This window comes from Bifidobacterium sp. UTBIF-68 (assembly GCF_006408855.1).
GTDB lineage: Bacteria > Actinomycetota > Actinomycetes > Actinomycetales > Bifidobacteriaceae > Bifidobacterium > Bifidobacterium reuteri.
Genome location: NZ_JFAN01000013.1, coordinates 92,343 through 114,809, shown reverse-complemented (window position 1 = coordinate 114,809; position 22,467 = coordinate 92,343). Strand labels below are relative to the sequence as shown.

Here is a 22,467-nt window from a genome sequence, read left to right as displayed (position 1 = left end):
CTCTCCTTACCGGCTACCGGATGCTGACAGCACTTCGTTCGCGGCCTTATGCAGCGCACCACGCAAAGCCTGCACACCATGCCCGTTCACCCTAGCTGCAAGCTCGAACTGCGCCTTGTATGCCAAACCCTCACGCGAATCGCCCGGCAAACCACTGGCGGCATACGCATCCGCAGCTGCGCGCCACAACGGCTGTTCAACCTCGATCAGGTAATCGTCATCCACAGCAGGCTTGTCATATGGGGACTGCGGGAATCCGGCTTCGGCCATTTTCCTCTGCTGCTCAGCGGTCAACGCCTTACCGCGGCTGACAGCGATGCGCTGGCCGGGAGACAACTGCAGCACAGTTTTCAACGCGTTCGCGTACGCTTCCAATTCTTCACCGGAATGCCGAGTGACCTTCTGCTCATCATGCAGCTTCGGCAGCTTGGCGCACATGGCATGCCATGCTTCCATGCATCTGCGAATCTCGACAATCGCCTTTGCCGCAGACGTTGTCGCATCCTCCGGAGTTGTCGCGCGTTCAATGCCAAGCGCATCATCCTCGCGGTCATTGACCAGCGCATCGGACGCGGCTTGTCCGAATTCGCCCAACGGCTTGAACAGTATGCGGACCGGCACTTCGGTCGCCAACTGCGGCCATGCGACCATAGTCATGCCCAATGGAGTATTGCGCACCACCAATGCCTCTTCGGTTCGCTCAGCGTCATTGTTGCTCATCGGAATCGCCGTGATAAGACGCGCGTCATCATTCACGCCTCCGACCAGTACATACTGGGCGCCGACCTCGGTTTTCGCCATCCACAGCTGACCGGCAGCCACAGGCTGCTCCAGCCGCTTCGCAATGTATTCCGGATTCTCGAGGCGGAAGATTTCGTCTGGAATCGCAGATGCTGGAAGCGTAAATGAACGCCTCATCGGCGTCTGAACATGTTCTACCATGATTCACCTCCGTGCTCATCAATGGAATAATCGTCGGTATCATCGTCATTCATGCCGACGGATTCATAGGTTATGTTCGTCAGATCCACATCGGTATCGGCATAGGTGTATTTGTCCGATTCGTCTTGAACCATATATGGATGAAGATTGATGATGGCTCGTGTCAGCACGTTGATCGCCACAGAGCCCTCAGCCTTCTGCAGGATACCGCTGAGGCACGCAATCATCTGTTTGCGATCCAGGAATGGCCGTCGACTGCGCTTCCCCTTTCGGTAATCATCATATTGCCGGTCATCGGGCCAATCGATCAGTCTCCTATAGGGCCATGCAAACGAACGAATCTCCTGTTCCGAGAATCTCGTCTGCAACGGGGAGCAGGTCTGTAGATGCCATAGATTGGTTTCCGGCACATTCGCGAAACTCGTGCCATCAACGACGGTTGCAGCTATCTCCATATCGTGTTCGATGACGCGTCTGGTCAAGCCAAATTCCGTCATGTCAAACAAGTCAGCGAACCAATGTTTGATTTCACCGCGAATACCGGACTCGAATTCAGCATCCGTTCCAGAGGAGTGCAGCAGTTTGATGATTTGCGGATTGATGCTCTTCTCCTCATAATCGAGCGAGGTCATGCCCTTGCTCTTTCTTGTATTGGAAAAGATGAATTTCATGGTCCACGTATCGGGATCAGTGGAGCCGAACCTCGCCACGATGGCGGGATTAAGACCCGTCGCATATCCAGACGATTCCAGTTTCGGAGATATAGCGTTGTATATCAGATCATAGAGTCTGGCAAAACAACGGTCCTCCAGCAGCTCTTTACCGTAACTTGTCGGCATAACTCCTCCCCATCGAATGGAAACAAAGCCAGTCTACTACCAGCGCGAAATGCAAGCCGGCCAAGACCATCTACAAGTCCTTGAGAGTTACATTGCCGTTGCGATTCCGGTCGAACGGGTATCCTGGCATGTTGCGTTGCAGTTCCTCCTGAGTGAGCCGTCGACATTCCCAAGGCACATGCCGCCCGGCCCACACCCGTTGCGTGGAGCCACAACCTATTACTGCTGGTAGAACGACTCCTGCTTGCTATCATTGACCAGGATGTTCATGGTCAACGGAACTGATCAGAGGCTTGACCTCCGCAGGGGCCTGTGCCGGAGCAGGGCCCGCAGGAATCGGACCGGCAGACACCGGATTGGCGGACACCGGATTGGCATATGCGAACGGCGTGCCGCACTGACGGCAGAACTTCGCCTCATCCGGATTGGATGTACCACACTGAGTGCATGGTTTCATGAGTGTATTCTCCTTCTCAATCTCCTCTGATGAGCCTCACCATGAGACCCACTGGCCAATGTGTCAGGCCAGTCACTTGATAATCCGCTTCCCGGCATATACCGTGATGCAGCTCCCTTGTAACCGCCCGTCAATCGGTAGTAACCGGACAATCGCCTCACACCCGTTGGAAACACCGGAATATCAGGCGTGTCTTGGTTTTTAACAATAAGCATCGAGGGCATCCCGCGTTGTCGCAGGATGCCCTCGATGCTTATTGTCGGTTTGTCTCACCGCTTCGCGTCGATCACCGTTTCTGGCATTCGGGGCACAGGCCGAAGACCTCCAGCGTGTGCGACTCGACGGTGAATCCATGCTTGCCGGCCACGCTGCGCAGCCACGCCTCGTTCGGCGGGTCGATCTCCACGGTCCTGCCGCAGTTGCGGCACACCAGATGATGGTGATGGCCGTCGTCGCCGCACAGGCGGAACAGCTGCTGGCCGTCGAGACGAATGGTATCCGCTGCGCCCGTGTCCGCCAGCGCGTTGAGCTGACGGTACACGGTGGCGAGGCCGATCCTGGAGCCTTCGTCCTCCAGCTTGCGATGCAAATCCTGGGCGGAGATGAATTCCTCGCAACCGGCGAGCGCTGCGCGGATGGCGTCTTTCTGCTTGGTCTGACGTTCGATATGTTCAACCATACGGAAACGTCACGCCTCCCTGCTGCCTGCCGCCGAGCTGGCCGCAGCTGCAGTACCGGCCGCGTCAGACGCGCCTGCCGACACCGGTTGCACGAACGGACGCTCATACGGTTTCAGGTCGTCCCAGCATCCGGTGGCCTCCAGCTCGGCGACCGTGCGGGCGGTGTCGTCGGTGAGCACGGTGATGTGGCCCATCTTGCGGTTGTGGCGCAGCTGCGCCTTGCCGTAGTCGTGCACGTTCCACTCGGGGTGGGTGGCGATCTGCGCGCGCGTGGGCAGCACATGCTGGCCGAGCACGTTCACCATGACGGCCGGGCTCAGGAGCTTCGGTTGGATGAGCGGCCATCCGGCGATGCCGCGGATATGCGCGTCGAACTGGTCAATGGAGCACGCCTCGATGGTGTAGTGGCCGGAGTTGTGCGGACGAGGCGCGAGCTCGTTGACGATCACGCGGTTGTCGCGGGTGACGAACAGCTCGATGGCGAGCGTGCCGGCGAGCTCGAAGCCCTTCGCGAGCGCCAGGGCCATCTCATGCGCAGTGCGTGCGATCTCGGGCGAGACCTCGGCGGGGGCGATCGTCATGTGCAGGATGTTGTTGCGGTGGTCGTTGCGCACGATCGGGAAGGTGACGTAATCCTTGCCGTTGCCGGAGACGAGGATGGACGCCTCGAACGCGAAGTCGACGAACCCTTCGAGGATGGACGGGGGGAAGCCGCCACCGCGGTCGCCGCGGGCGCGAATCTTCTCCAGATCCATATCGTTTTTGAGCACGTGCTGGCCGTGGCCGTCGTAGCCGCCGGAGCGGGTCTTCAGCACGCACGGGTAGCGCAGCTCGTCGATGGCGGCCTCGAGCTCGTCGAAGTCGTTGACCTCACGCCACGGCGCGGTCTCGATGCCGTGCTGGTTGATGAAGGTCTTCTCGTTGATGCGGTCCTGGGTGACGCGCAGCAGGTCGGTACCCTGCGGGGCTGCGACCAGATGGCGCACCTCGTCGATGGAATCGGCGTCGACGTTCTCGAACTCGTAGGTCAGGACGTCTGATTTCTCCGCCAGATCATGGATGGCGGTCTTGTCGTCGTATTCGCCGACGATCTGGAAGTCGGCGACCTGTGCGGTCGGGCAGTCCGGCGTCGGGTCGAGCACGCCGATGCGGAAGCCCATGTATTTGGCGGACAGGGCCATCATACGGCCGAGCTGGCCGCCGCCGATGATGCCGATCGTGGCACCCGGCTGCAGCATCTGCGTGGCGCCGTGCGTCTCCTCAGACAAGCTGGGCATTGGATTCAGCCACCTTTTCCTTCAGTTCGTTGCGATAATCCTCAAGCTTGTCGGCGAGTTCCGGCTCGAACGCGGAGAGCATCTGCACGGCGAGCAGACCGGCGTTCGTGGCACCGGAGTTGCCGACGGCGGTGGTGGCCACCGGAATGCCGCCCGGCATCTGCACGATGGAGAGCAGCGAATCCCAGCCGGAGAGGGCGTGGGAGCGCACAGGCACACCAATCACCGGCAGCGTGGTCTGCGCGGCGATCATGCCCGGCAGGTGGGCGGCGCCACCGGCACCGGCGATGATGACCTTGAGGCCGTTGGCGCGGGCGTTATGCGCGAAATCAGCCATCAGCTCCGGCGTGCGGTGTGCGGAGATGACCTGCTTGTGGTAGGCGACGCCGAACCGGTCGAGGATATCGCAGGCACGCTTCATGGTCTCCCAGTCGCTGGAGGAGCCCATGACCACCGCGACTTCGGGCTTGGATTCATTTGCCATTATCATTTACTCCCTAGTTATTGAGAATATGCCCCCACTGTACTCCTACGCCTTGCATATCGGCAGAGGCGATGAGTTCTTGGTGTCGCACCACCACTGAAGCGCCAGGCAACGCTCTTCTCAGGCCGTCCCAGCGGTGGAGTCTCCTACAGCTCGATGACGATCTTGCCGAAGACGTCTCCGGCGACCATCTTGGCGAAGGCTTCGGGCGCGGCGCCGAGACCGGAGAACACGGAATCGATGGCGGGATGGATGTCGGCGATCTGCACGAACCGCAAGAGCCGTGCGAAGTCCTCACGCGAACCCATCGTGCTGCCCTGCACCCGGATGTCCTGGAAGAACACGCGCGTCAGTTCGGCACCGGGCTGGTCACCGGTGGTGGCGCCGCAGATGGCGATGGTGCCGCCGGGACGCACGGATTTGACGGAATGGCTCCATGTGGCCGCACCCACGGACTCGATCACCGCGTCCACCTTGCGCGGCAGACGGGCGCCGGTCTCCAATGCGGCATCGGCCCCGAGCTCCAAGGCCTTGGCCCGCTTGGCTTCGTTGCGCGAGGTGACATACACCTCAAGACCCGCCGCATGGGCGAGCTGGATGGCGGCAGTGGAAACGCCGCCGCCTGCGCCTTGGATCAGCACGGAGTCGCCCGGTTTGACGCCGGCGGCATTGAAGAGCAGCGAATAGGCGGTCAGCCAGCTGGTGCCAAGCGCGGCGGCTTCGACAGTGGTGAGATTCGCCGGCTTGGCGAATACGTTGGCGCTGGGAACCGCCACCTTCTCGGCCATGGTTCCCGGATATCGTTCGGACAGGATCGAACGCCGCTCCCCCGGCGCCACACCGTTGCCATCCGAGCCGACCACGGTGTACAGCACCACTTCGCTGCCCGCCTTGAGTCCGTGCTTGCCGGGGATGTCCTCATCCAGCACACCCACGGCATCGGTGCCGAGGATCATCGGCGTCTGCTCGGCGGCGAGTCCCACGCCCTGCAGGGACCAGATATCGTGATGGTTCACGCTCACGGCACAGGTCGTAATCGTGGACCAGTATTGGCGCGGCTGCGGCTCGGATTGCTCTCCGACCGCGAGCGCGGCAAGCGGATCATCATGGTTGACGGTGGATGCGTATACGGCCTTCATCGGCTTGACTCCTTCGAAATAACCTGACAATGACGAGCTGGCATCCATTCTTCCACACCCGAACCAACGCGGCATACGCCTCACTGCATTTACGGAGATGTTGGGGGTATTTGCCCCGCCCGAAACGACTTAGGCAACAGGTGACGCTAGCATGTCGAATTCGGAAGTCTGATGCGAGGGGAGAATTCTGATATGGGCGAGGTGCGGGGCAACGAATCGGACAGTGTCATCACCGACGGCGTGAGCAGCGAGCGTCCAATCGTTCCCCGGTCCGCTACGACTGCAGCCACAGCCACAGCCGCCCAAGGCGCAGCACCCGCGACCACCGACGCACCCCTGCTGCGCGGCATCACCGGCCCGGCCGACGTCAAGGCGCTGCCGGCAGGACAGCTCAAGGAACTGTGCCGTGAGATTCGTGCCACGCTCCTCTCCTATGGGCACCATCACGGCGGGCACATCGGCTCGAATCTTGGCATGGTCGAGGCCACGGTGGCCTTGCACCGCGTGTTCGACTCACCCCGCGACCGCATCGTGTTCGATGTCTCCCATCAAAGCTACGTGCACAAGATGCTCACCGGCCGCGCCGCCGCATACCTCGACCCGGAACGCTTCGGCGACGTGACCGGATTCACCAACCCCGAGGAGAGCGAACATGACCAGTTCGTGCTCGGGCACACCGGCACGTCCATTTCGCTGGCCTGCGGGATCGCGAAGACCCGCGATACCGAGAATGCCGCCGCCGAAAACGCCGCGACAGGCGCATCCAGCACGATCGGCAACGTGGTGGCGGTGATAGGCGACGGCTCGCTGAGCTCCGGCGTGGCGTTCGAGGGACTGAACAACGCCGCCGAACAGGGCGGCAACCTCATCATCGTGTTCAACGACAACGAGATGTCAATCGCCGGCGATTTCGGCGGCATGTACGGACCGCTCGCCCGTCTGCGCGCCTCGGGAGGCACAGCGCAGCCGAACCTGTTCGAGGCGTTCGGATTGGATTACCGCTATGTGGAGGCCGGCAACGATGTGGATGCGCTGGTCGCCGCTTTCGAGGAGGTAAAGGACATCGATCATCCGGTGGTGGTGCATATCCATACGCTGAAAGGCGCGGGATATGCGGGATATGATGGATGTCCCGAGTGCAATGGGCAAGCGAGCGACACCACGCAGCAGGGTATGGATACCGGCGATATGTCACATGGCACGACTCGTCCCGGCGATCTGGCCGAGGGCATTGCTTCCACCGACAACGTGCTGCATACGGAGCCTTGGCATTCCGACCATTGCAATCTGTCCGACCACGAACCGCATGAGGGCCAGTGCGAGGCGTCGCATTGGCAGAAACCCGATTCCGCGCTGGGCAATCCGGACGACCCGCGCAAATACTATGGCAAGATGGCCATGGCCGCGCTCGAACCGCGATTTAACTACGAGCCAGGGCTCGTGGTCATCTCCCCCGCCACTCCGGGCTCCAACGGCATCACGCATGATTTCCGCGAACGCGCGGGCATGCATTACGTGGATACCGGCATCACCGAATCCCATGCGGTGGCGTTCGCTGCCGGCATCGCCCGTGCGGGCGGCACGCCGGTGGTGGCCACGACGGCGTCCTTCTTCCAGCGTGCCTACGACCAGTTTTTCCTGGAGATGAGCCTGAACCGTTCGCGTGTGACCGTGCTCGACTTCCTGGGTGGCCTGTCCGGCTCGGATAATACGCATTCCGGTGCCTATGACTTGACGATGTTCGCCAACATCCCCGGTGTCACGATGCTGGTGCCGACGTCCGGCCGCGAGTTCCTTCACGACCTCGCTTGGTCGACGATGCCGGTCGGCAAGCCCGGCGCACCGGAGGGCGCGGTGGTGATTCGCGTACCGGGTGAAGCGATTCTGGCAGCCGACCGTGATTCCTCCCTGCTGCCGCTGACCGGCGGCGCAGCGGCTGGTTCACTCACTGGTTCACTCAATACGGCGAAGGAGACCCTGAACGATGGTTGCGGCGATGCCGAACGCATCGCCGCAACCATCCGCGATCTGCAATCGGCCCCGCTGCCGCAGTCCCAGGCAGACATGCTGAGATGGCGAATCACCCACCGGGGTGTGCGAGTGGCGATTGTGGGCCTTGGCAACGCCTATCCGCTGGCGGAGCGTGCTGCGGCAGAACTTGCCGCCCGGCACGGCATCGGCGCGACGGTCATCGATCCGCGCCAGTGCACTTCGCTGGATACGGACGTCTTGGAGTCGCTGCGCAACGGCCACCAGCTTGTCGTCACCCTTGAGGACGGTCAGCTGGAAGGCGGCTGGGGCGAGAAAATCACCGCCTACTATGCCAACCATTGGAGCCGGACGGCGTCCGAAGCCCAAGGCACCGACTCTGTCCCTAACAATCCCGCGTTCTCCGGCGCATCCAATGCCACGCCAGCGAATCCCCGCGTATTGAACTTCGGCGCCGCCAAGGAATTCACCGACCGCGTTCCCCTCGCCGAGCTCAACGAACGTTACGGCCTGACCGTGGAGCAGGTCGTCGACGCGATCATTCGCTGTTTTTGATGGCGTCCAGCGCCGGAATCTTCACCGCCTTGTTGGCCGGTCCGAAACCGAACAGCAGGCCGATCAACGTGGAGAAGAGGATGGCGAATCCGAACAGCCACCAAGGGATCACCGAGTAGCGGGTCACGTCCTCGCCGCCGACCAGCGCCTGCCAGAGCCGCTCCCCGAACGAGAGGGATGCGGCGTCCTCGGGCGCTCCGTACATCATCGACGAGAGATAGGTCATGCCGATGAGGTTGATGGCCAGCGAAATCAGTCCGCTGATGATGCAGCCTATGAGTCCTCCGAAGAAGCCAATCGCCCCGGCCTCGGCCAGGAACATGACGCGGATGTCTCGCACATAGCAGCCGAGCGCCTTCATGATGCCGATCTCGCGCGTGCGTTCGGTCACGGACATGACCATCGTATTGGCGATGCCGATGGCCGCAACCAGCAGGGACACGGCACCGATGCCGCCGAGGATGAGCTGGATGGCCCGCGACTGCTCCTCCAGCGACTTGCGCATGTCCTCGTAGGACGAGGTGTCGAAGCCCATCGCCTTGATCTGCGATTCCACCTCGGGCACGGACGACAGATCCGTGACCTTGACGAACGCCTGATCGTATGTGGTTGAGGTCTTCTTGGCCGTGGACGGGTCCACTTTGGCAATCAGCGCCTTCAGGTCCTTCAGGTCCATGACCAATCCGCTGGAGGTGGAGTACCCCTTGCTCTGGTCCGCCTTGGTGATGCCGGAGACGGTGAGGTCCACGGTGACGGTCTCCGACTGGGAGCCCGTGCCGCTCCCGGAACCGCCGCCCATCATCTGCATGCTGTAGGAGCTGCCCTGGTAGTCGGTGCCGGTGACCAGCGTCAGCCGCGTTTTCATCGGATCGAAATACGGGTCCTGGTCCTCAGGCTCCTCGCATTGGCCGGTGGCCTCGTTATACGTGCAGGAATACGAGCCGTCGCCACGGTTGGCGTAACGCATCTCGCCGCCGCGCAGGGTGTCCATGAAGTCGTACGCCAGCCACTCGCCGGCCAGGACCTGACCATCGCGGACCGGCATGGAGCCGTCCTTGATTGTGTAGCCCATCTGGTCGAACTGCGTCATGTCGATGCCCATGATCTGCACGAAGTCGGCCACGTACCGCCCACCCGAACCGGCCTTGAGCGTGGCGTTGTACGGCAGGTTCATCACCGGTGTCACACCGGAGACGTTGCCCAGCGAACGGAAGCTCTCGAGGGCCTTGTCGTCCAGCTTGACCTCGGTGGTGCCCGAGCCGGTGTTCGTCCTGCCTCCGCCGGAGGTGTAGACGGTGACGATGGAGAGATCGCCCATCTGCTTGAGCATCTTCTCGTTCTGTTCGTTGATGCCCTGGCCGAGGGAGATCATGAGCACGATGGAGCAGCAGCCGACGATCACGCCGAGCACGGTCAGGATCGTGCGTGATTTGCGTCTCCATAGGTTCTGGCGGCAGAGCCGCAGGATATCGCCGAATCGCATGGCATGGCCTTTCGCTCAGGCCTTGTGGGCAGGCGAGGAAGGCTGGATGGCGGTCTGTGCCTCGGACCGCGACGCGCCCGCCGCAGGGGCAACAGTCGCAGTGGATTCGGCAGGGCCACCGGCGGCGGCCGTGGAACCGGCAGCCGAAGCACCGGCAGCCGGCGTAATCACCACAGTCGGCGTCGCATCCGAACCAGAGCCACCGATCTTGAAATCTGTCGGGGAGCTCGTCCTGGAGTTTGCCAAGGAGCCCGCCGAACCGGCGTTCCGCTCGGCGGACGTGCCATCCGCGCCCTTGCCTTCCGCCCAGTCGTCCCACTCCTCATCGATATCGCTCTTCGCTTTCTTCTTGCGATGGCGGCGCACCAACAGCACAATCACCACAATCAGCACCACTATGCCCAAGGCACCTGCCACCCACACCCACCAAGGGACGGCAGGACCGGCGGCGGGCTCACTGAAGTCGTCGACCATCGTCTCGTCCACGGGCGGCATGTCCGCCACGGTGAGCTTGACCGGGAATTCCTTGGTCTTGGTCTGTCCGTCCGAGTCCTCATACGTGATCTTAAGCTTGGCGTCGAGCTCGCCCGCCGCCTGCGGGGTGAACGCATAGCCGATCGAGCCGGTGGCGCCGGATGCCACATTGCCCACATACTGGTTCTTCATCGTGGCGTCGAAGCCCTCGCCCTCCATCGTGGCCTCCACGTTGGCGATGTCGCCCTTGCCCTTGTTCACATATTCCATTGTGAGCGTAGCCTCCTGGCCGGCGATCACCTGATCGGGCAGCACCGGCTCGCCGATCTCGAAGCGGTCGGGCTGGCTGATCGGCACTGAGATCTTGATGTCGGACTGGGTCGAGTTGCGCGCCCCGGAGTCCAGATACTCGTATTTGAAGCTCAGCCCGATGGGCTGCGCGCCGCTTTTCGCCGAGGACAGCGCCTGCATCGGCACGGTCTGGGACAGCGAATAGCCGGCCCACAGCGCGTCCACGTAGAAGGTGTTCGTACCGCCGGCGATCGCGAAGCTTTCGCCGCCGTCCACTGTGACCACCATGTTCGTCACGGCCACCTGGCCTTTGTTCTGGAAGGTGAAGTTCAGATCGAACTTGGAGCCGGCTGCCACCGTGTCGGCGCCGGTGGTGAAGTTGGTGACGATGATGTTCGGCACCGGTCCGGCCACAGGGGTCGTGACCTCGCCCGAGCCGCCATCGCCGGACACGCTGGCGCCGTCTTCGGCGAACGCCTGCCGATGGGCTGCCGGCATGGCGACCAGCAACGCCAGTGCGACGAACATCGCCATGATGGCGGCGAACAGGCGGACGACGCCCCGGCGAGCGGCAGAGGGCCCGGTTGCGTCCGGGGTTATTGCGTCCGGGGTTATTGCGTCCGGGGTTATTGTGGACAGCGCGATCGCGGAACCCGGCTTGCGGGTATCGGCTTCAATGGAATGCATGGTCATCTTGTGGCTCCTTGTTCGCGCCGCTCCTGGGTGTTCGGCTGGGTTGGGGACTGGTATTGGTTCCGGTTGTACTCAAGGCGCTGTGTGCTGTTGTCGCCTCGACGGGATGCTGTGGTTGCAGACAACTGGGATTTGGCCGCATCCGTTGGATGCATTGAATCCGGCCACTGCGCCGCTGCTGGACGATTGGCCGTATCGCTGATGATGCGGCCGTCCAGCAGGGTGACGATGCGGTCGGCGTATGCGGCCATCTGCGGGTCATGGGTCACCAGCACGATGGTCTGGTTGAAGTCGCGGGCGAACGCGCAGATCATCGCCATGACCTCGGCCTTGGTCTTGGAATCGAGGTTGCCGGTGGGTTCGTCGGCGAACACGACCTCGGGCCTGGTCACGAACGCGCGGGCGATGCCGACACGCTGCTGCTGGCCGCCGGACATCTGCCGTGGGTAGTGCCCGATGCGGTGTCCAAGGCCGACGCGCTTGAGGATGCCGCGCGCCGTCCGTTCGCGTTGCGCTTTCGGAACGCCCCGGAACATGAGCGGCATGGCCACGTTTTCAAGCGCGGTCAGATTGGGCAGCAGATTGTAGGACTGGAACACGAAACCGATGTGCTTCTGGCGGAAGGCCGCCAATTCACGCTCGTCGAGTTTGCTGACCGGCACACCGCCGATTCTGACGCCGCCGCGCGTGGGCTTCTCCATGCCGGCGAGCTGGTTGAGCAAGGTGGATTTCCCGGAGCCCGATTCGCCGAAGATACAGCAAATCTGGCCTTGCGGGATGGCGAGGTTCACGCGCTCCAATGCCACTACGGTCTCGTCCTCGACCGGATACTCCTTGCGTAGGTTGCGCACCTCGATGATGGGTCGAGCACCAGGCACGCCAGTGGATTGACGGTTAATCGGCGCACTCGTGCGAAAACTGCCGGAACCAGCACTGCGGTCATTGGTTCGGGCATCGTCATTTCCAACGTCATCGGCATCATGCCGAACAACATCCTGGGCCATAGGCACCCTCTCCCCTCGTTCGTCGCCGTTGGCGGACGCTGCGTGCACTGACATCCGCAGAGGAGACCCGCCCTGCGAATGCACGGTCCTCGACGTGAGGCCTCCAGACCGTCGCATTCATCCAGCTGTCAGCGCATCCGCAGCCAGTCTATAGCGTTTGCCCATGCTTGTGCATCCCCTAAGGGTGTTCCCGGATACAGTGTTCCCGAATCACGCATGCAAAGGCCTCTTCACCCGACCGCATAAAAAGCCGGTTTCGTCACACTCACGCAACGAAAACCGGCTCTGTCCACGTGCCCCCGACCCGACTCGAACGGGCAACCGACGGATTAGAAGGCCGTGGCTCTATCCATTGAGCTACAGGGGCATGCAAAGGAATAACGTACTAGACGGCCACGACCCATGATGCATTTGCCTCTCAAAAAACGACGCTGAAGGAAATACCCGTCGCGCTATTGGAGCATGAAATACGCTGCGATTCGCGGAAAGGGACTGTAAGTACGCGTCTCGACGAAGGTCACGCGTACTTACAGCCGGTTTCAGCGGCAATACAGACCGTAAGTACGCGCCATCATCGTTGGGACGCGCACTTACAGCCGCTTATAGAATCGACTACAGTTCTCCCGAGCACCACAGGCAACCGCGAGCAGCAGCGGGGCACGCAGACCATTGCCAATCGTGGCGCGATCCATCACATCGCAAGTCGCCACAGCCGAACGAATCAATCCAGAAGTTCAGCTTTCGAAGACGCGGTCGCGAATCATACGGCCGGATTCGTCCAGCGCGGTGGAGAAGCGGCCGTAATCGGAGAGAATCACGCCCATGTACAGCATGTCCACGAGCGCGGTATCGGCCACGCGCGAGAAGATCGCATTGCCGTAGATGGCATGCGAGTCGCGCCCGGTCACAAGCACTACATCAGCCCAGCTGGCCAAGGGAGCGCCGATGGCGTTGGTGATCGCGATGGTTTTGGCCCCACGCGATTTCGCCAACCTCAGCGCCTTGACCGTATCAGCCGAGCTTCCGGAGTGGGAGAACGCGATGGCAACATCGCCATGAGTCAGGTGTCCGGCGCCGATCTGCTGCAGGTACGCATCGGTATTGAGGCGACTGGTGAGCCCCAGATACTCGAACTTCGTGAACAGATCCATGGCCGGCGTCAGCGAATTCTCCACGCCGAAAATATCAATCAAACCCGCTTCGGCGATGATCTCGACCGCCTTACGGTAGGCTTTGGCATCCAAGGCACCGCGCATCTCGTCGATCAGCGCTTTGGCACCATCGGCGGCCTTGGCAGGAATCTCATCGACATTATCCCAAGGATTCAGGTCGAATCCGGACAATGGATCGAACGTCACCTGATGAGCGGCGGCGGGGTGACGCAGCACATACCGCAGTTCACGGTAGCCGCCGAATCCCAGTTTGCGGGAGAACCGAATCACGGTGGGCTGGCTTACATGCGACGCATCCGCCAATTGTCCGACCGTAAGATCGGCCGCCTCCTCGGTGTGGTCACGAATGTATTGGGCCACGGCCCGCTCGGCCGGACGCAGCGTAGGGTACACGTGGTCGATACGCTCCCGTATTCCCACTGACGATTGCACAGGTACGCTCCCGTTCATTGCCATTGCCATCTTGTACGATTCCGAGCCTACCGGCTCACGCCGCGAAATCGGACATTTGCATTGACCGCAATATGAACTGTGACTGAACTCTTCCGCCGGCCGCCTCCGTTTGCACAAAACTACACGACTACACGAAAACCATGTAATTTCACTTGCTGTTCACAGTCCTTTCTCCGAGCTTTCCCCGATGTAATACAATCGCTACCCCGCATCGACGCACTATGGAAGTACGGCATGAGGTTGGAGCCGTGATAACGGAACACCGATCATGACGTCACATCATGCGGCGTCAAGCAAGTTCGGACCGTCCGAGCGTCAAACCTGACACACACCGTCAGACAGACGAAAAGGCGGCCAAACGAAAGGCAAGTTGAGAAATATGCTCGAACTGAAGAACATCACCAAGTCGTTCGGCGACACCCACGTGCTGAACGGCATCAGCATCACCCTTGGCGACGGCCAGATCATGTCGATCCTCGGCCCCTCCGGCGGCGGCAAGACCACGCTGCTCAACATCATCCTGGGCATCACGGACGCCACCAGCGGCCAGCTGCTCTACAACGGCGAGGACCTGACGAACGTGCCGATGGAGAAGCGCGGCTTCAACATCGTGTTCCAGGACTACGCGCTGTTCCCGAACCTCACCGCATACCATAACATCACCTACGGCCTGCGCAACAACCCCGGCATCTCCTCCGAGGCGGAGATCAAGGAGCTCATCTCCCTGCTCGGCCTCGAAGAGCACCTGAACAAGCACATCGACGAGCTCTCCGGCGGCCAGAAGCAGCGTGTGGCCTTGGCACGCACGCTGGTGATGAAGCCGAAGCTGCTGCTGCTCGATGAGCCGCTGTCCGCATTGGACGGCGTGATCAAGGAATCCATCAAGGCCAAGATCAAGCAGATCGTGGAGCAGTACAAGCTCACCACCATCATGGTCACGCACGACCCTGAGGAAGCCTGCACGATGAGCGACAAGGTGCTCATCATCAACCACGGCAAGGTGGCCCAGTTCGACACCCCGGAGAACATCATCGAACATCCGGCCAGCGACTTCGTCAAGAAGTTCATCCTCCACCAGCTCGAAGTCAAGCGCAACAACATCTACACCCTGTTCAACGAGGGCGATGCGAACGCTTCCAAGGCCAACGCCCAGCTCGCCGCCGAAGGTCAGGAGGCCTGAGCGATGTCGGTCGAATCCATCCAGGCGGGCAACCAACTGCCCAGCATCCGCCCTGAAATAGTCAATTACGAGCGCCGCCCATCCAAGCCGAAGCAGACGGAACTGTGGACGCTGCTCATCATCGTGGCGGTGTGCTTCGTCGGCTTCCTCGTGGTGCCGATGATCCTCGTGATCATCCGCTCGTTCACCACCGCAGGCGGCGCGGCCACCCTTGAGAACTATGCGACGATCCTCTCCCGGCCCGAGTTCATGCGGTCGATCACCAACTCGCTGACCGTGGCCGCGGTCTCCGCGCTGGTGGCCGTGATCCTCGCGTTCCTGCTGAGCTACACCATCAACTGCACCAACGTGCCGGCCGGCTTCAAGAAGGCCGTGGCCCTGCTCGCGCAGCTGCCGATGTTGCTGCCGACCATCACCTACGGCTTCGCCATCATCTACTCGTTCGGCAAGAATGGTCTGATCACCCAGCTCATCGGCCACCCGCTGTTCGACATCTACGGTTTCAACGGCCTGCTGATCGGCTATGTGATCTACACACTGCCCACCTGCTTCCTGCTGATCAACAACAGCTTCCAGTTCGTGGACAAGAAGTTCATCATCGTCTCCCACATCATGGGCGACAACCCGTTCACCACCTTCCTCAACACCGTACTGAGGCCGCTGATCGGCACGATGGCCGTGGCCTTCATCCAATCGTTCTTCCTGGCGTTCACCGACTACGGCATCCCGACCTCGGTGGGCGGCGAGTACGACGTGCTGGCCATGACGCTGTTCAACCAGATGCTCGGCTCCATCCCGAACTTCAACCGTGGTGCCGTGATCGCCGTGTTCATGCTCATCCCCTCGATCATCTCGATCATCCTGATGACCGTCCTTGAGCGCTTCGCCATCCGCTACAAGCAGATCAGCCAGGTCGACCTGCCCAAGGGCAAGAAGCGCGACTGGATCTGCGGCATCCTCTCGGTGGTGACGCTGGTGTGCGTGCTCTCCGTGTTCCTGGTGATCCTGCTCATCCCGTTCGTTCAGGAATGGCCCGACCACCTCGGCTTCACCTTCAGCCACATCGCCAACCTGTTCACCGATTCCCAGCTGACCCAGGTGTTCACCAACTCGCTGTACGTGGCCGTGATGACCGCCATCTTCGGATGCGTGTTCGTCTACGCCGCAGGCCTGGTGACCTCGCGCTCCAAGCTGCCCGCCTGGGCACGCCGCTCGGTGGACGCGATCTCCGCGATCATCAACACCGTGCCTGGCATGGTGCTCGGCATCGCCTTCCTGTTCATGTTCTCCGGCTCCCCGCTGCAGAACACGTTCTGGATCCTCATCATCGCGAACATCATCCACTACTTCGCCACGCCATACCAGATGATCAAGGACTCGCTGACCAAGATGAACGCAGGCTGGGAGACCACGGCCAAGCTCATGGGCGACAGCTGGTTCAAGACGCTGGTGCGCGTGGTCACGCCGAACGCTTGGCCCACGCTGCTGCAGATCTTCGGATACTACTTCGTCAACGCGATGGTGACGATCTCCGCGGTGGTCTTCCTGACCGGCGCCCGCACGCAGGTGATCACCACCAAGATCTCCGCCCTGCAGCACATCGCCAAGTTCGATGACGTGTTCGTGCTCTCGCTGCTCATCCTCGTGGTGAACCTCGTGGTCAAGGGCCTGATCGCCCTCGCCACCCGTGACCGCTCGAAGGAACGCGCCAAGGAGGCCAAGAAGGCCCGCGCCGCCGTGAAGACCCCGCAGGTGGCCGCTGCGGCCGCCGCGGTCCGTCCGAGCAGCCAGCTGACCGCCGCTGCCGCAGCCTTCCAGCTGCCGAACGACGGCAACCGCAAGACCCGCAACATGTTCACCGGCATCGTCTCCGCAGTGGTCGTGGTGCTGCTGGTGGCCTTCGGTACCTTCTCCACTGGTGCCGCTGCGGCCGGCGGCAAGGTCGTGATCTACACGAACGCCGACGAGGAGGCGGTGACCGCCTTTGAGAACGCGCTTGACAACAACGGCTACAAGGACCAGTACATCATCCAGGAGTTCGGCACCTCCGAGCTCGGCGGCAAGATGCTGGCCGAAGGCAAGGCGCTTGAGGCCGATATGCTGACGATGAGCTCCTACTATGTGGACTCCGCGCAGGAGCGCAACCACATGTTCGCCGATCTGACCGATGTGCACACCAAGCTGCTGGGCAACACGGAGAACTCGAAGGCACCGGCCTACCGCTCCCCGACCACCGCCCAGGAAGGCGCCATCATCATCAACACCGAGGCCCTGAAGGCCGCAGGCGTCGAGGCGCCGAAGAGCTACGCCGATCTGGCCAAGCCCGAATACAAGGGACTGATTTCCGTGCCGGACATGGAAGGCTCCTCCACCGGCTGGCTGATGATCCAGGCCATCGTCGACGCCTACGGCACCGGCGACAAGGGCAAGCAGATCCTGACCGACATCTACCGCAACGCCGGCCCGCATCTTGAGCAGTCCGGCTCCGGCCCGCTCAAGGCCGTGCGCGCCAAGGAAGTGGCGATCGGCTTCGGCCTGCGACACCAAGCGGTCGCGGACAAGAAGAAGGGCCTGCCGATCGACTATGTCGACCCGACCGAAGGCAACTACTCGCTGACCGAGTCGGTGGCCGTGCTCGACAAGGGCGCGAAGACCAACCCGAAGGCGCAGAAGATGGCCGGCATCATCATCGACAAGGGCCGCAAGGAACTCCTGCAGACCTACCCGACCCCGCTCTACGAAGGCGAGAAGGCCCCTGCGAACGCCTCCAAGCGCTCCAAGTCCTTCCCGAAGCCGCTGACCGTGGATCTGCTGCAACAGCATCAGGACTTCTCGTCCGAATGCAAGCGCATCGCACAAGGCGAGGACTAAGCGAATAATCCAGCATAATCCCCGCCCACAGGCGTGTTGCCTGTAGTCGACTACAGGCAACACGCCGTTTTCATTCGACAGACTACGTAGAAGATTACAGAAACTACGCGGATGACTAGACTCACCCGCAGCATCACCAGAAAGGAATCAATCACCATGGCAAACGAATACAAGCTGCTGACCCCCGGCCCGCTGACCACCACCCGCACCGTCAAGGAGGAGATGCTCTTCGACCATTGCACCTGGGACGAGGACTACCAGCAGATCACGCAGAAGATCCGCCGCCAGCTGCTCGAGCTGGCCCACTGCAACGCCGACGACTACACTGTCGTGCTCATGCAGGGTTCCGGCACCTTCGGCGTCGAGAGCGTGCTGACCTCCGTGATCGGCAAGGACGAGAAGGTGCTGCTGTGCACCAACGGCGCCTATGGCGACCGTCAGGTCAAGATCTGCGAGCACGCCGGCATCGCCTACACGCAGTACGCCGAGCCGTACGACCGCATCCCGGACGCAGCCCGCGTGGAGGAATACCTCGCCGCCGACCCGTCCATCACCCACGTCTCGATGATCCACTCCGAGACCACCTCCGGCCTGCTCAACGACATCCAGGCGGTTGCGGCCGTGGCCAAGAAGCACGGCTGCACCTTCATGGTGGACGCCATGAGCTCCTTCGGCGGCGTGGACATCCCGGTGGCGGACTGGGGCATCGACTTCCTCGTCTCCTCCGCCAACAAGTGCATCCAGGGCGTGCCCGGCTTCAGCTTCATCATCTGCAACAAGGCCAAGCTCGAAGCCTCCAAGGGCAAGGCCCGCTCCCTCTCCCTCGACCTGTGGGACCAGTGGAACACCCTCGAGAAGGCCAACGGCAAGTGGCGCTATACCTCCCCCACCCACGTGGTGCTCGCCTTCTCCAAGGCGCTTGACGAGATGTTCGCCGAAGGCGGCATCCCGGCACGCTCCGCCCGCTATGCCCTGAATAACCACCTGCTCATCGCCCGCATGAAGGCGCTCGGCTTCCGCGTGTTCCTCGCCGACCACCAGGGCCCGATCATCACCACGTTCCTCTACCCGGAGGGCACGCAGTTCGACTTCCACGACATGTACGAGTTCATCAAGGAGCGCGGCTACGCCATCTACCCGGGCAAGCTGACCGATGAGGAGACCTTCCGTCTCGGCAACATCGGCGAGATCTACACCGACGATATCGAGAAGGTGACCGAGCTGCTGGCCCTGTACATGGGCGAGCGCGGCCTGTTGGCTGCCGCGACCGGACTGGATTCCGTACCGGCCGCCATCGCCGCGATGGACGCCGCGGGAGCCCCGATCAAGGCCGCCGCCCCCGCCAACGTGAAGCTCACCGCCTGACACAACCCGTACCACCAAGATCCCTCAATCGCATTCGTTCTACTAAGAGAAAGCAATGTTATGACTCGTTTTGAAGCCGTCATTTTCGACTGGGCCGGCACCACCGTGGACTACGGCTGTTTCGCCCCGGTGCGCGCATTCCAGGAAGCGTTCAAGGAGTTCGGCATCGAGCCGACCATGGACGAGACCCGCAAGCCGATGGGCATGCTCAAGCATGACCACATCAACACGATGCTGCACATGAACCGCATCGCCCGCGCATGGGAGGACGCCCACGGCTCCGCCCCCACCGACGCTGACGTGGACGCCGTCTACAGCCACTTCGAGCCGAAGCTGCTCTCCATCCTCGACGGATTCGCCGACCCGAAGCCGGGCGTCGTGGATGCTGTGGCCGCTTTGCGCGCCGCCGGCATCAAGATCGGCTCCACCACCGGCTACACCGACAAAATGATGGAAATCGTGGTGCCGAAGGCAGCCGAGAACGGCTATGCACCGGACTTCTGGATCAGCCCGGACGGCACGAACGGCTTCGGCCGCCCCTACCCGTACATGGTGTTCAGGAACCTTGAGAAGCTCGGCGTCACCGACGTGCGCAAGGCCGTCAAGGTGGGCGACACCCTCTCCGACATCCGCGAAGGCAAGAACGCCGGCGTGTTCACGGTGGGCGTCACCGAAGGCAGCTCCCAGATGGCGCTGTCCGAGGATGAGTTCAACGCCCTGTCCGAAGCCGACAAGGCCGCCGCCCGCTCGGCCGCCCGTGACGCGTTCGTCAACGCCGGTGCCGACGCGGTCATCGACACGATGGCCGAGCTGCCGACCCTGCTCGCCCAGATCGCGTGAATCCGGCGGATTCGCTGGCCCAATCAGACCAACCAGCACTGACCAGCCGGGACAATCGGATTGGCCCAATCCGGCGAATCATGGGCTGAAGTGGGACGAAACATAAGTTTCTGATGGCATAGCATTATGTTTCGTCCCACTTTGACACCCCAAAACGGGACGAAACATAATGTGACCTCGTCAATAACTTATGTTTCGTCCCGTTTTTTCGTTGCCACGAGGCAGCATACGTTTTGAACAGATGATGCATAGAGTCTCATAGTGTCTCATGGCATACCGCCGTACGCCTCGGCACCGCCGTACGCCTCGTCACCGCAGCGCTTCGCGGATGATTCCACAGATGGCCCTGATGCCACGCTCGATGTCCACAGCATCGGGGCGCACGAAATTGAGACGCAGGTGGGAATCATCCATCTCGTCGACGTCGAAAACCCCTCCCGGCATGAAGGTGACACCTTGCGCCCGGCACGCTGCGAGCACATCCAGCGATCGCACCCCCTCCGGCAGCGATACCCAGATGTAATAGCCGCCTTCCGGAACAATCCAGTCCATCCCATCGGACGCATACCGCCGCAATACAGCGACCGCCGTATCCCGGCGTCGTCGATACGAGACGACCAGCGCGCGGACGTGCTCGGCGATGCGACCCTCTTTGAGCAGTTCCAGACAGATGCGTTGCGAGGATGTACTCGTATGCTGGTCCACCATCCGCCGCAACGCCGCAAGTCGGCCGATCACGTGCGGGTCGGCCACAATCCACCCGGTTCTGAGCCCCGAGGTCACGGTCTTCGAGAACGTGGACAGATACATCACGTATCCCTCGTTCTCCATGCCGGCCAACGGTACCGGTCTGCGCCGCGACAGCGCCGCGTCCTCCGCGGGCTCATGCATGTCCTCCTGCACATGACTCGGTACAGGCCCGAATGCGAATCCCGATGCGTCGTCCGCCTCGGTTTCCTCCGCCGGCCCGTACCACAGTTCGCCATAGGCGTCATCCTCGACGATGAGGCATTGATACCGGCGAGCCACCTCAATGAGCTCACGACGGCGGTTGAGCGGCATGACGGTGCCGGTGGGATTCTGGAATGTAGGTACGGTATAGATGAGCTTCGGCCGGAACCGCGCGCAATACCCCTCAAGCAGATCGGTACGCATGCCATGCCCGTCCATAGGCACGCCAATGATGCGCGCATCCGCCGAACGGAATGACTGCAGGGCCGGGAAGAACGTGGACTGTTCGACCAGCACGCAGTCCCCGGGATTGACGAATGCACGTACGATCAGATCGATGCCCTGTTCGGAGCCGGAAAGCACCATCACATTGCGCGCCCGGCAATGCACGCCTCGGGAGCGCATATGGTCGGCGAGCAGTTCGCGCAATTCCGGGAAACCCTCGATGGGCGACTCCGGCTGGCCGTCGAATTCATGTGAGGCGAAGGCTTCCAGACTCACCCTGCGCAATAGATCGTCGGGAATATCGGCCGGATTCGGCGAACCGGTGGCGAAGTCTATCACCGTGTTGCTCGACTGCTGGGCGCGTTCGGCGGAGGCGATGTCGTGATAGGTGAACCGATTGGAGTAATCACTGAACAGCACCGACCACGGTGGGCGGATGACCGTAGGCTCAGCGGATTCGGGCGACGCGCCCCGCATTGTGACATCAGCCTGTCCCTGTACCGAAATGGCGATTGACCCTCGTGACGGCGCGAAGGCCGCGAGGGAGGAGGACGAAGAGGACGATGATGCCGGTATGGATGAGATTGTCGTAAGGTTTGCCCGCACCTGCGCCTGCCGAGAGGATGCGGATTCTCCGGCCACCGCCGGCCCCGATGGATCCTTGGGCAGCACGAACGTGCCTTTGCCGACCTTGGATGCGATGAGCCCCTCATCCTTGAGCTGCTGATACGCCTGTAAGACAGTAGTGCGGTTGACTTCGAGCCGCACCGCGAGTTCGCGCTCAGGCGGGAGACGGTAGCCTTCGGCGAGCGCCCCGGAGACGATCTGCTCACGCAGTTCACCTGCCAGCTGCCGATACAACGGCACATTGCTGCGTCGATTGAGCTCAAGCCGCATGGCCCGCCACCTTCCTGCATGAGATACACGCCGCACGTGCCTATACACGCATATCGTTCATGCGCACCGGCGAATAATTATACATTTTGCGGGGTTGCAGCCCGCCGCGCATCCATACGTACGCCCACCGTGTAGGGATTTCCCCACCGTGTAGGGAGCCGTTTTTCAGGAATGGCGGTTTTCCGCCGTTTTTCATCCCTACACCG

Annotated in this window: 15 protein-coding genes, 1 tRNA gene and 2 pseudogenes; 5 read left to right on the top strand and 13 right to left on the bottom strand. The window is 61.7% G+C overall.

The annotated features are described in order from the left end of the window. Window positions 1-6 precede the first annotated feature (6 nt). The 7 genes and pseudogenes from BW14_RS04390 to BW14_RS04360 form a co-directional block, all read right to left on the bottom strand. Window positions 7-942 carry a hypothetical protein gene (locus BW14_RS04390; RefSeq protein WP_140463318.1) on the bottom strand — a complete coding sequence of 312 codons (936 nt, stop codon included), beginning with the start codon at window positions 940-942 and terminating at the stop codon, window positions 7-9. Next, window positions 936-1,781 carry a hypothetical protein gene (locus BW14_RS04385; RefSeq protein WP_044089954.1) on the bottom strand — a complete coding sequence of 282 codons (846 nt, stop codon included), beginning with the start codon at window positions 1,779-1,781 and terminating at the stop codon, window positions 936-938. Before BW14_RS04385 ends, BW14_RS04390 begins: the two co-directional genes overlap by 7 nt. Window positions 1,782-2,031: 250 nt before the next feature. Beyond that, window positions 2,032-2,238, bottom strand: a complete 207-nt coding sequence (locus tag BW14_RS12490) for a zinc-ribbon domain-containing protein (protein ID WP_044089956.1) — start codon at window positions 2,236-2,238, stop codon at window positions 2,032-2,034. Between the two features lie 286 nt (window positions 2,239-2,524). Further along, entirely contained in the window at window positions 2,525-2,917 is a 393-nt protein-coding gene (locus BW14_RS04375; RefSeq protein WP_044089957.1) for a Fur family transcriptional regulator, read from the bottom strand. 111 nt (window positions 2,918-3,028) lie between these two features. After that, window positions 3,029-4,195 (bottom strand): annotated as a pseudogene (gene purK, locus BW14_RS04370) (5-(carboxyamino)imidazole ribonucleotide synthase); the annotation flags it as partial. After that, complete coding sequence (gene purE, locus BW14_RS04365; protein ID WP_044089958.1) at window positions 4,179-4,679, bottom strand: 5-(carboxyamino)imidazole ribonucleotide mutase; 501 nt, start codon at window positions 4,677-4,679, stop codon at window positions 4,179-4,181. The gene purE and the pseudogene purK, both read right to left, overlap by 17 nt. A 146-nt stretch (window positions 4,680-4,825) precedes the next feature. Then, window positions 4,826-5,818, bottom strand: coding sequence for a zinc-binding dehydrogenase (locus BW14_RS04360; RefSeq protein ID WP_140463313.1), 993 nt, complete (start codon window positions 5,816-5,818; stop codon window positions 4,826-4,828). A gap of 171 nt (window positions 5,819-5,989) precedes the next feature. On the opposite strand from BW14_RS04360, the gene BW14_RS04355 reads away from it, so the two are divergent. Beyond that, complete coding sequence (locus tag BW14_RS04355) at window positions 5,990-8,362, top strand: 1-deoxy-D-xylulose-5-phosphate synthase (RefSeq protein ID WP_375138430.1); 2,373 nt, start codon at window positions 5,990-5,992, stop codon at window positions 8,360-8,362. On the opposite strand, the gene BW14_RS04350 is transcribed toward BW14_RS04355, so the two are convergent. The 5 genes and pseudogenes from BW14_RS04350 to BW14_RS04330 all read right to left on the bottom strand — a co-directional run bounded on the left by BW14_RS04350 (window position 8,346) and on the right by BW14_RS04330 (window position 13,911). After that, complete coding sequence (locus tag BW14_RS04350) at window positions 8,346-9,845, bottom strand: ABC transporter permease (protein WP_044089960.1); 1,500 nt, start codon at window positions 9,843-9,845, stop codon at window positions 8,346-8,348. The two genes, BW14_RS04355 and BW14_RS04350, sit on opposite strands and share 17 nt — an antisense overlap. Before the next feature lie 15 nt (window positions 9,846-9,860). Continuing rightward, window positions 9,861-11,144, bottom strand: coding sequence for a COG1361 S-layer family protein (locus tag BW14_RS04345; protein WP_238566984.1), 1,284 nt, complete (start codon window positions 11,142-11,144; stop codon window positions 9,861-9,863). A gap of 314 nt (window positions 11,145-11,458) precedes the next feature. Beyond that, window positions 11,459-12,181, bottom strand: a pseudogene (locus BW14_RS04340) (ABC transporter ATP-binding protein); the annotation flags it as partial. Window positions 12,182-12,601: 420 nt separating this feature from the next. Beyond that, window positions 12,602-12,674: transfer RNA gene (locus tag BW14_RS04335), tRNA-Arg, on the bottom strand. Window positions 12,675-13,041: 367 nt separating this feature from the next. Then, window positions 13,042-13,911: a MurR/RpiR family transcriptional regulator gene (locus BW14_RS04330; RefSeq protein WP_044089978.1), complete on the bottom strand. Its 870-nt coding sequence runs from the start codon at window positions 13,909-13,911 to the stop codon at window positions 13,042-13,044. A gap of 400 nt (window positions 13,912-14,311) precedes the next feature. On the opposite strand from BW14_RS04330, the gene BW14_RS04325 reads away from it, so the two are divergent. From BW14_RS04325 to phnX, 4 genes are all read left to right on the top strand, one after another. After that, on the top strand, window positions 14,312-15,112 hold the full coding sequence (locus tag BW14_RS04325) for an ABC transporter ATP-binding protein (RefSeq protein ID WP_140489297.1): 801 nt from the start codon (window positions 14,312-14,314) through the stop codon (window positions 15,110-15,112). A gap of 3 nt (window positions 15,113-15,115) precedes the next feature. Beyond that, entirely contained in the window at window positions 15,116-17,983 is a 2,868-nt protein-coding gene (locus BW14_RS04320; RefSeq protein WP_140463307.1) for an ABC transporter permease subunit, read from the top strand. Window positions 17,984-18,139: 156 nt separating this feature from the next. Beyond that, window positions 18,140-19,348, top strand: coding sequence for a 2-aminoethylphosphonate--pyruvate transaminase (phnW, locus tag BW14_RS04315; protein WP_140463305.1), 1,209 nt, complete (start codon window positions 18,140-18,142; stop codon window positions 19,346-19,348). Window positions 19,349-19,408: 60 nt separating this feature from the next. After that, the gene (gene phnX / locus BW14_RS04310) at window positions 19,409-20,188 is read left to right on the top strand and encodes a phosphonoacetaldehyde hydrolase (RefSeq protein ID WP_140489296.1); all 780 of its coding nucleotides are present in this window, start codon (window positions 19,409-19,411) and stop codon (window positions 20,186-20,188) included. A gap of 309 nt (window positions 20,189-20,497) precedes the next feature. On the opposite strand, the gene BW14_RS04305 is transcribed toward phnX, so the two are convergent. Beyond that, a complete protein-coding gene (locus BW14_RS04305) occupies window positions 20,498-22,261 on the bottom strand; it encodes a PLP-dependent aminotransferase family protein (RefSeq protein ID WP_140463303.1) in 1,764 nt (587 codons plus the stop codon). Between the last annotated feature and the right edge of the window lie 206 nt (window positions 22,262-22,467).

What these genes read in the sequence shown, in the direction of transcription:
- BW14_RS04390 (WP_140463318.1), bottom strand. Translation starts at nt 942, where the DNA reads ATGGTAGAACATGTTCAGACGCCGATGAGGCGTTCATTTACGCTTCCA.
- BW14_RS04385 (WP_044089954.1), bottom strand. Translation starts at nt 1,781, where the DNA reads ATGCCGACAAGTTACGGTAAAGAGCTGCTGGAGGACCGTTGTTTTGCC.
- BW14_RS12490 (WP_044089956.1), bottom strand. Translation starts at nt 2,238, where the DNA reads ATGAAACCATGCACTCAGTGTGGTACATCCAATCCGGATGAGGCGAAG.
- BW14_RS04375 (WP_044089957.1), bottom strand. Translation starts at nt 2,917, where the DNA reads ATGGTTGAACATATCGAACGTCAGACCAAGCAGAAAGACGCCATCCGC.
- purE (WP_044089958.1), bottom strand. Translation starts at nt 4,679, where the DNA reads ATGGCAAATGAATCCAAGCCCGAAGTCGCGGTGGTCATGGGCTCCTCC.
- BW14_RS04360 (WP_140463313.1), bottom strand. Translation starts at nt 5,818, where the DNA reads ATGAAGGCCGTATACGCATCCACCGTCAACCATGATGATCCGCTTGCC.
- BW14_RS04355 (WP_375138430.1), top strand. Translation starts at nt 5,990, where the DNA reads ATGCGAGGGGAGAATTCTGATATGGGCGAGGTGCGGGGCAACGAATCG.
- BW14_RS04350 (WP_044089960.1), bottom strand. Translation starts at nt 9,845, where the DNA reads ATGCGATTCGGCGATATCCTGCGGCTCTGCCGCCAGAACCTATGGAGA.
- BW14_RS04345 (WP_238566984.1), bottom strand. Translation starts at nt 11,144, where the DNA reads ATGGCGATGTTCGTCGCACTGGCGTTGCTGGTCGCCATGCCGGCAGCC.
- BW14_RS04325 (WP_140489297.1), top strand. Translation starts at nt 14,312, where the DNA reads ATGCTCGAACTGAAGAACATCACCAAGTCGTTCGGCGACACCCACGTG.
- BW14_RS04320 (WP_140463307.1), top strand. Translation starts at nt 15,116, where the DNA reads ATGTCGGTCGAATCCATCCAGGCGGGCAACCAACTGCCCAGCATCCGC.
- phnW (WP_140463305.1), top strand. Translation starts at nt 18,140, where the DNA reads ATGGCAAACGAATACAAGCTGCTGACCCCCGGCCCGCTGACCACCACC.
- phnX (WP_140489296.1), top strand. Translation starts at nt 19,409, where the DNA reads ATGACTCGTTTTGAAGCCGTCATTTTCGACTGGGCCGGCACCACCGTG.
- BW14_RS04305 (WP_140463303.1), bottom strand. Translation starts at nt 22,261, where the DNA reads ATGCGGCTTGAGCTCAATCGACGCAGCAATGTGCCGTTGTATCGGCAG.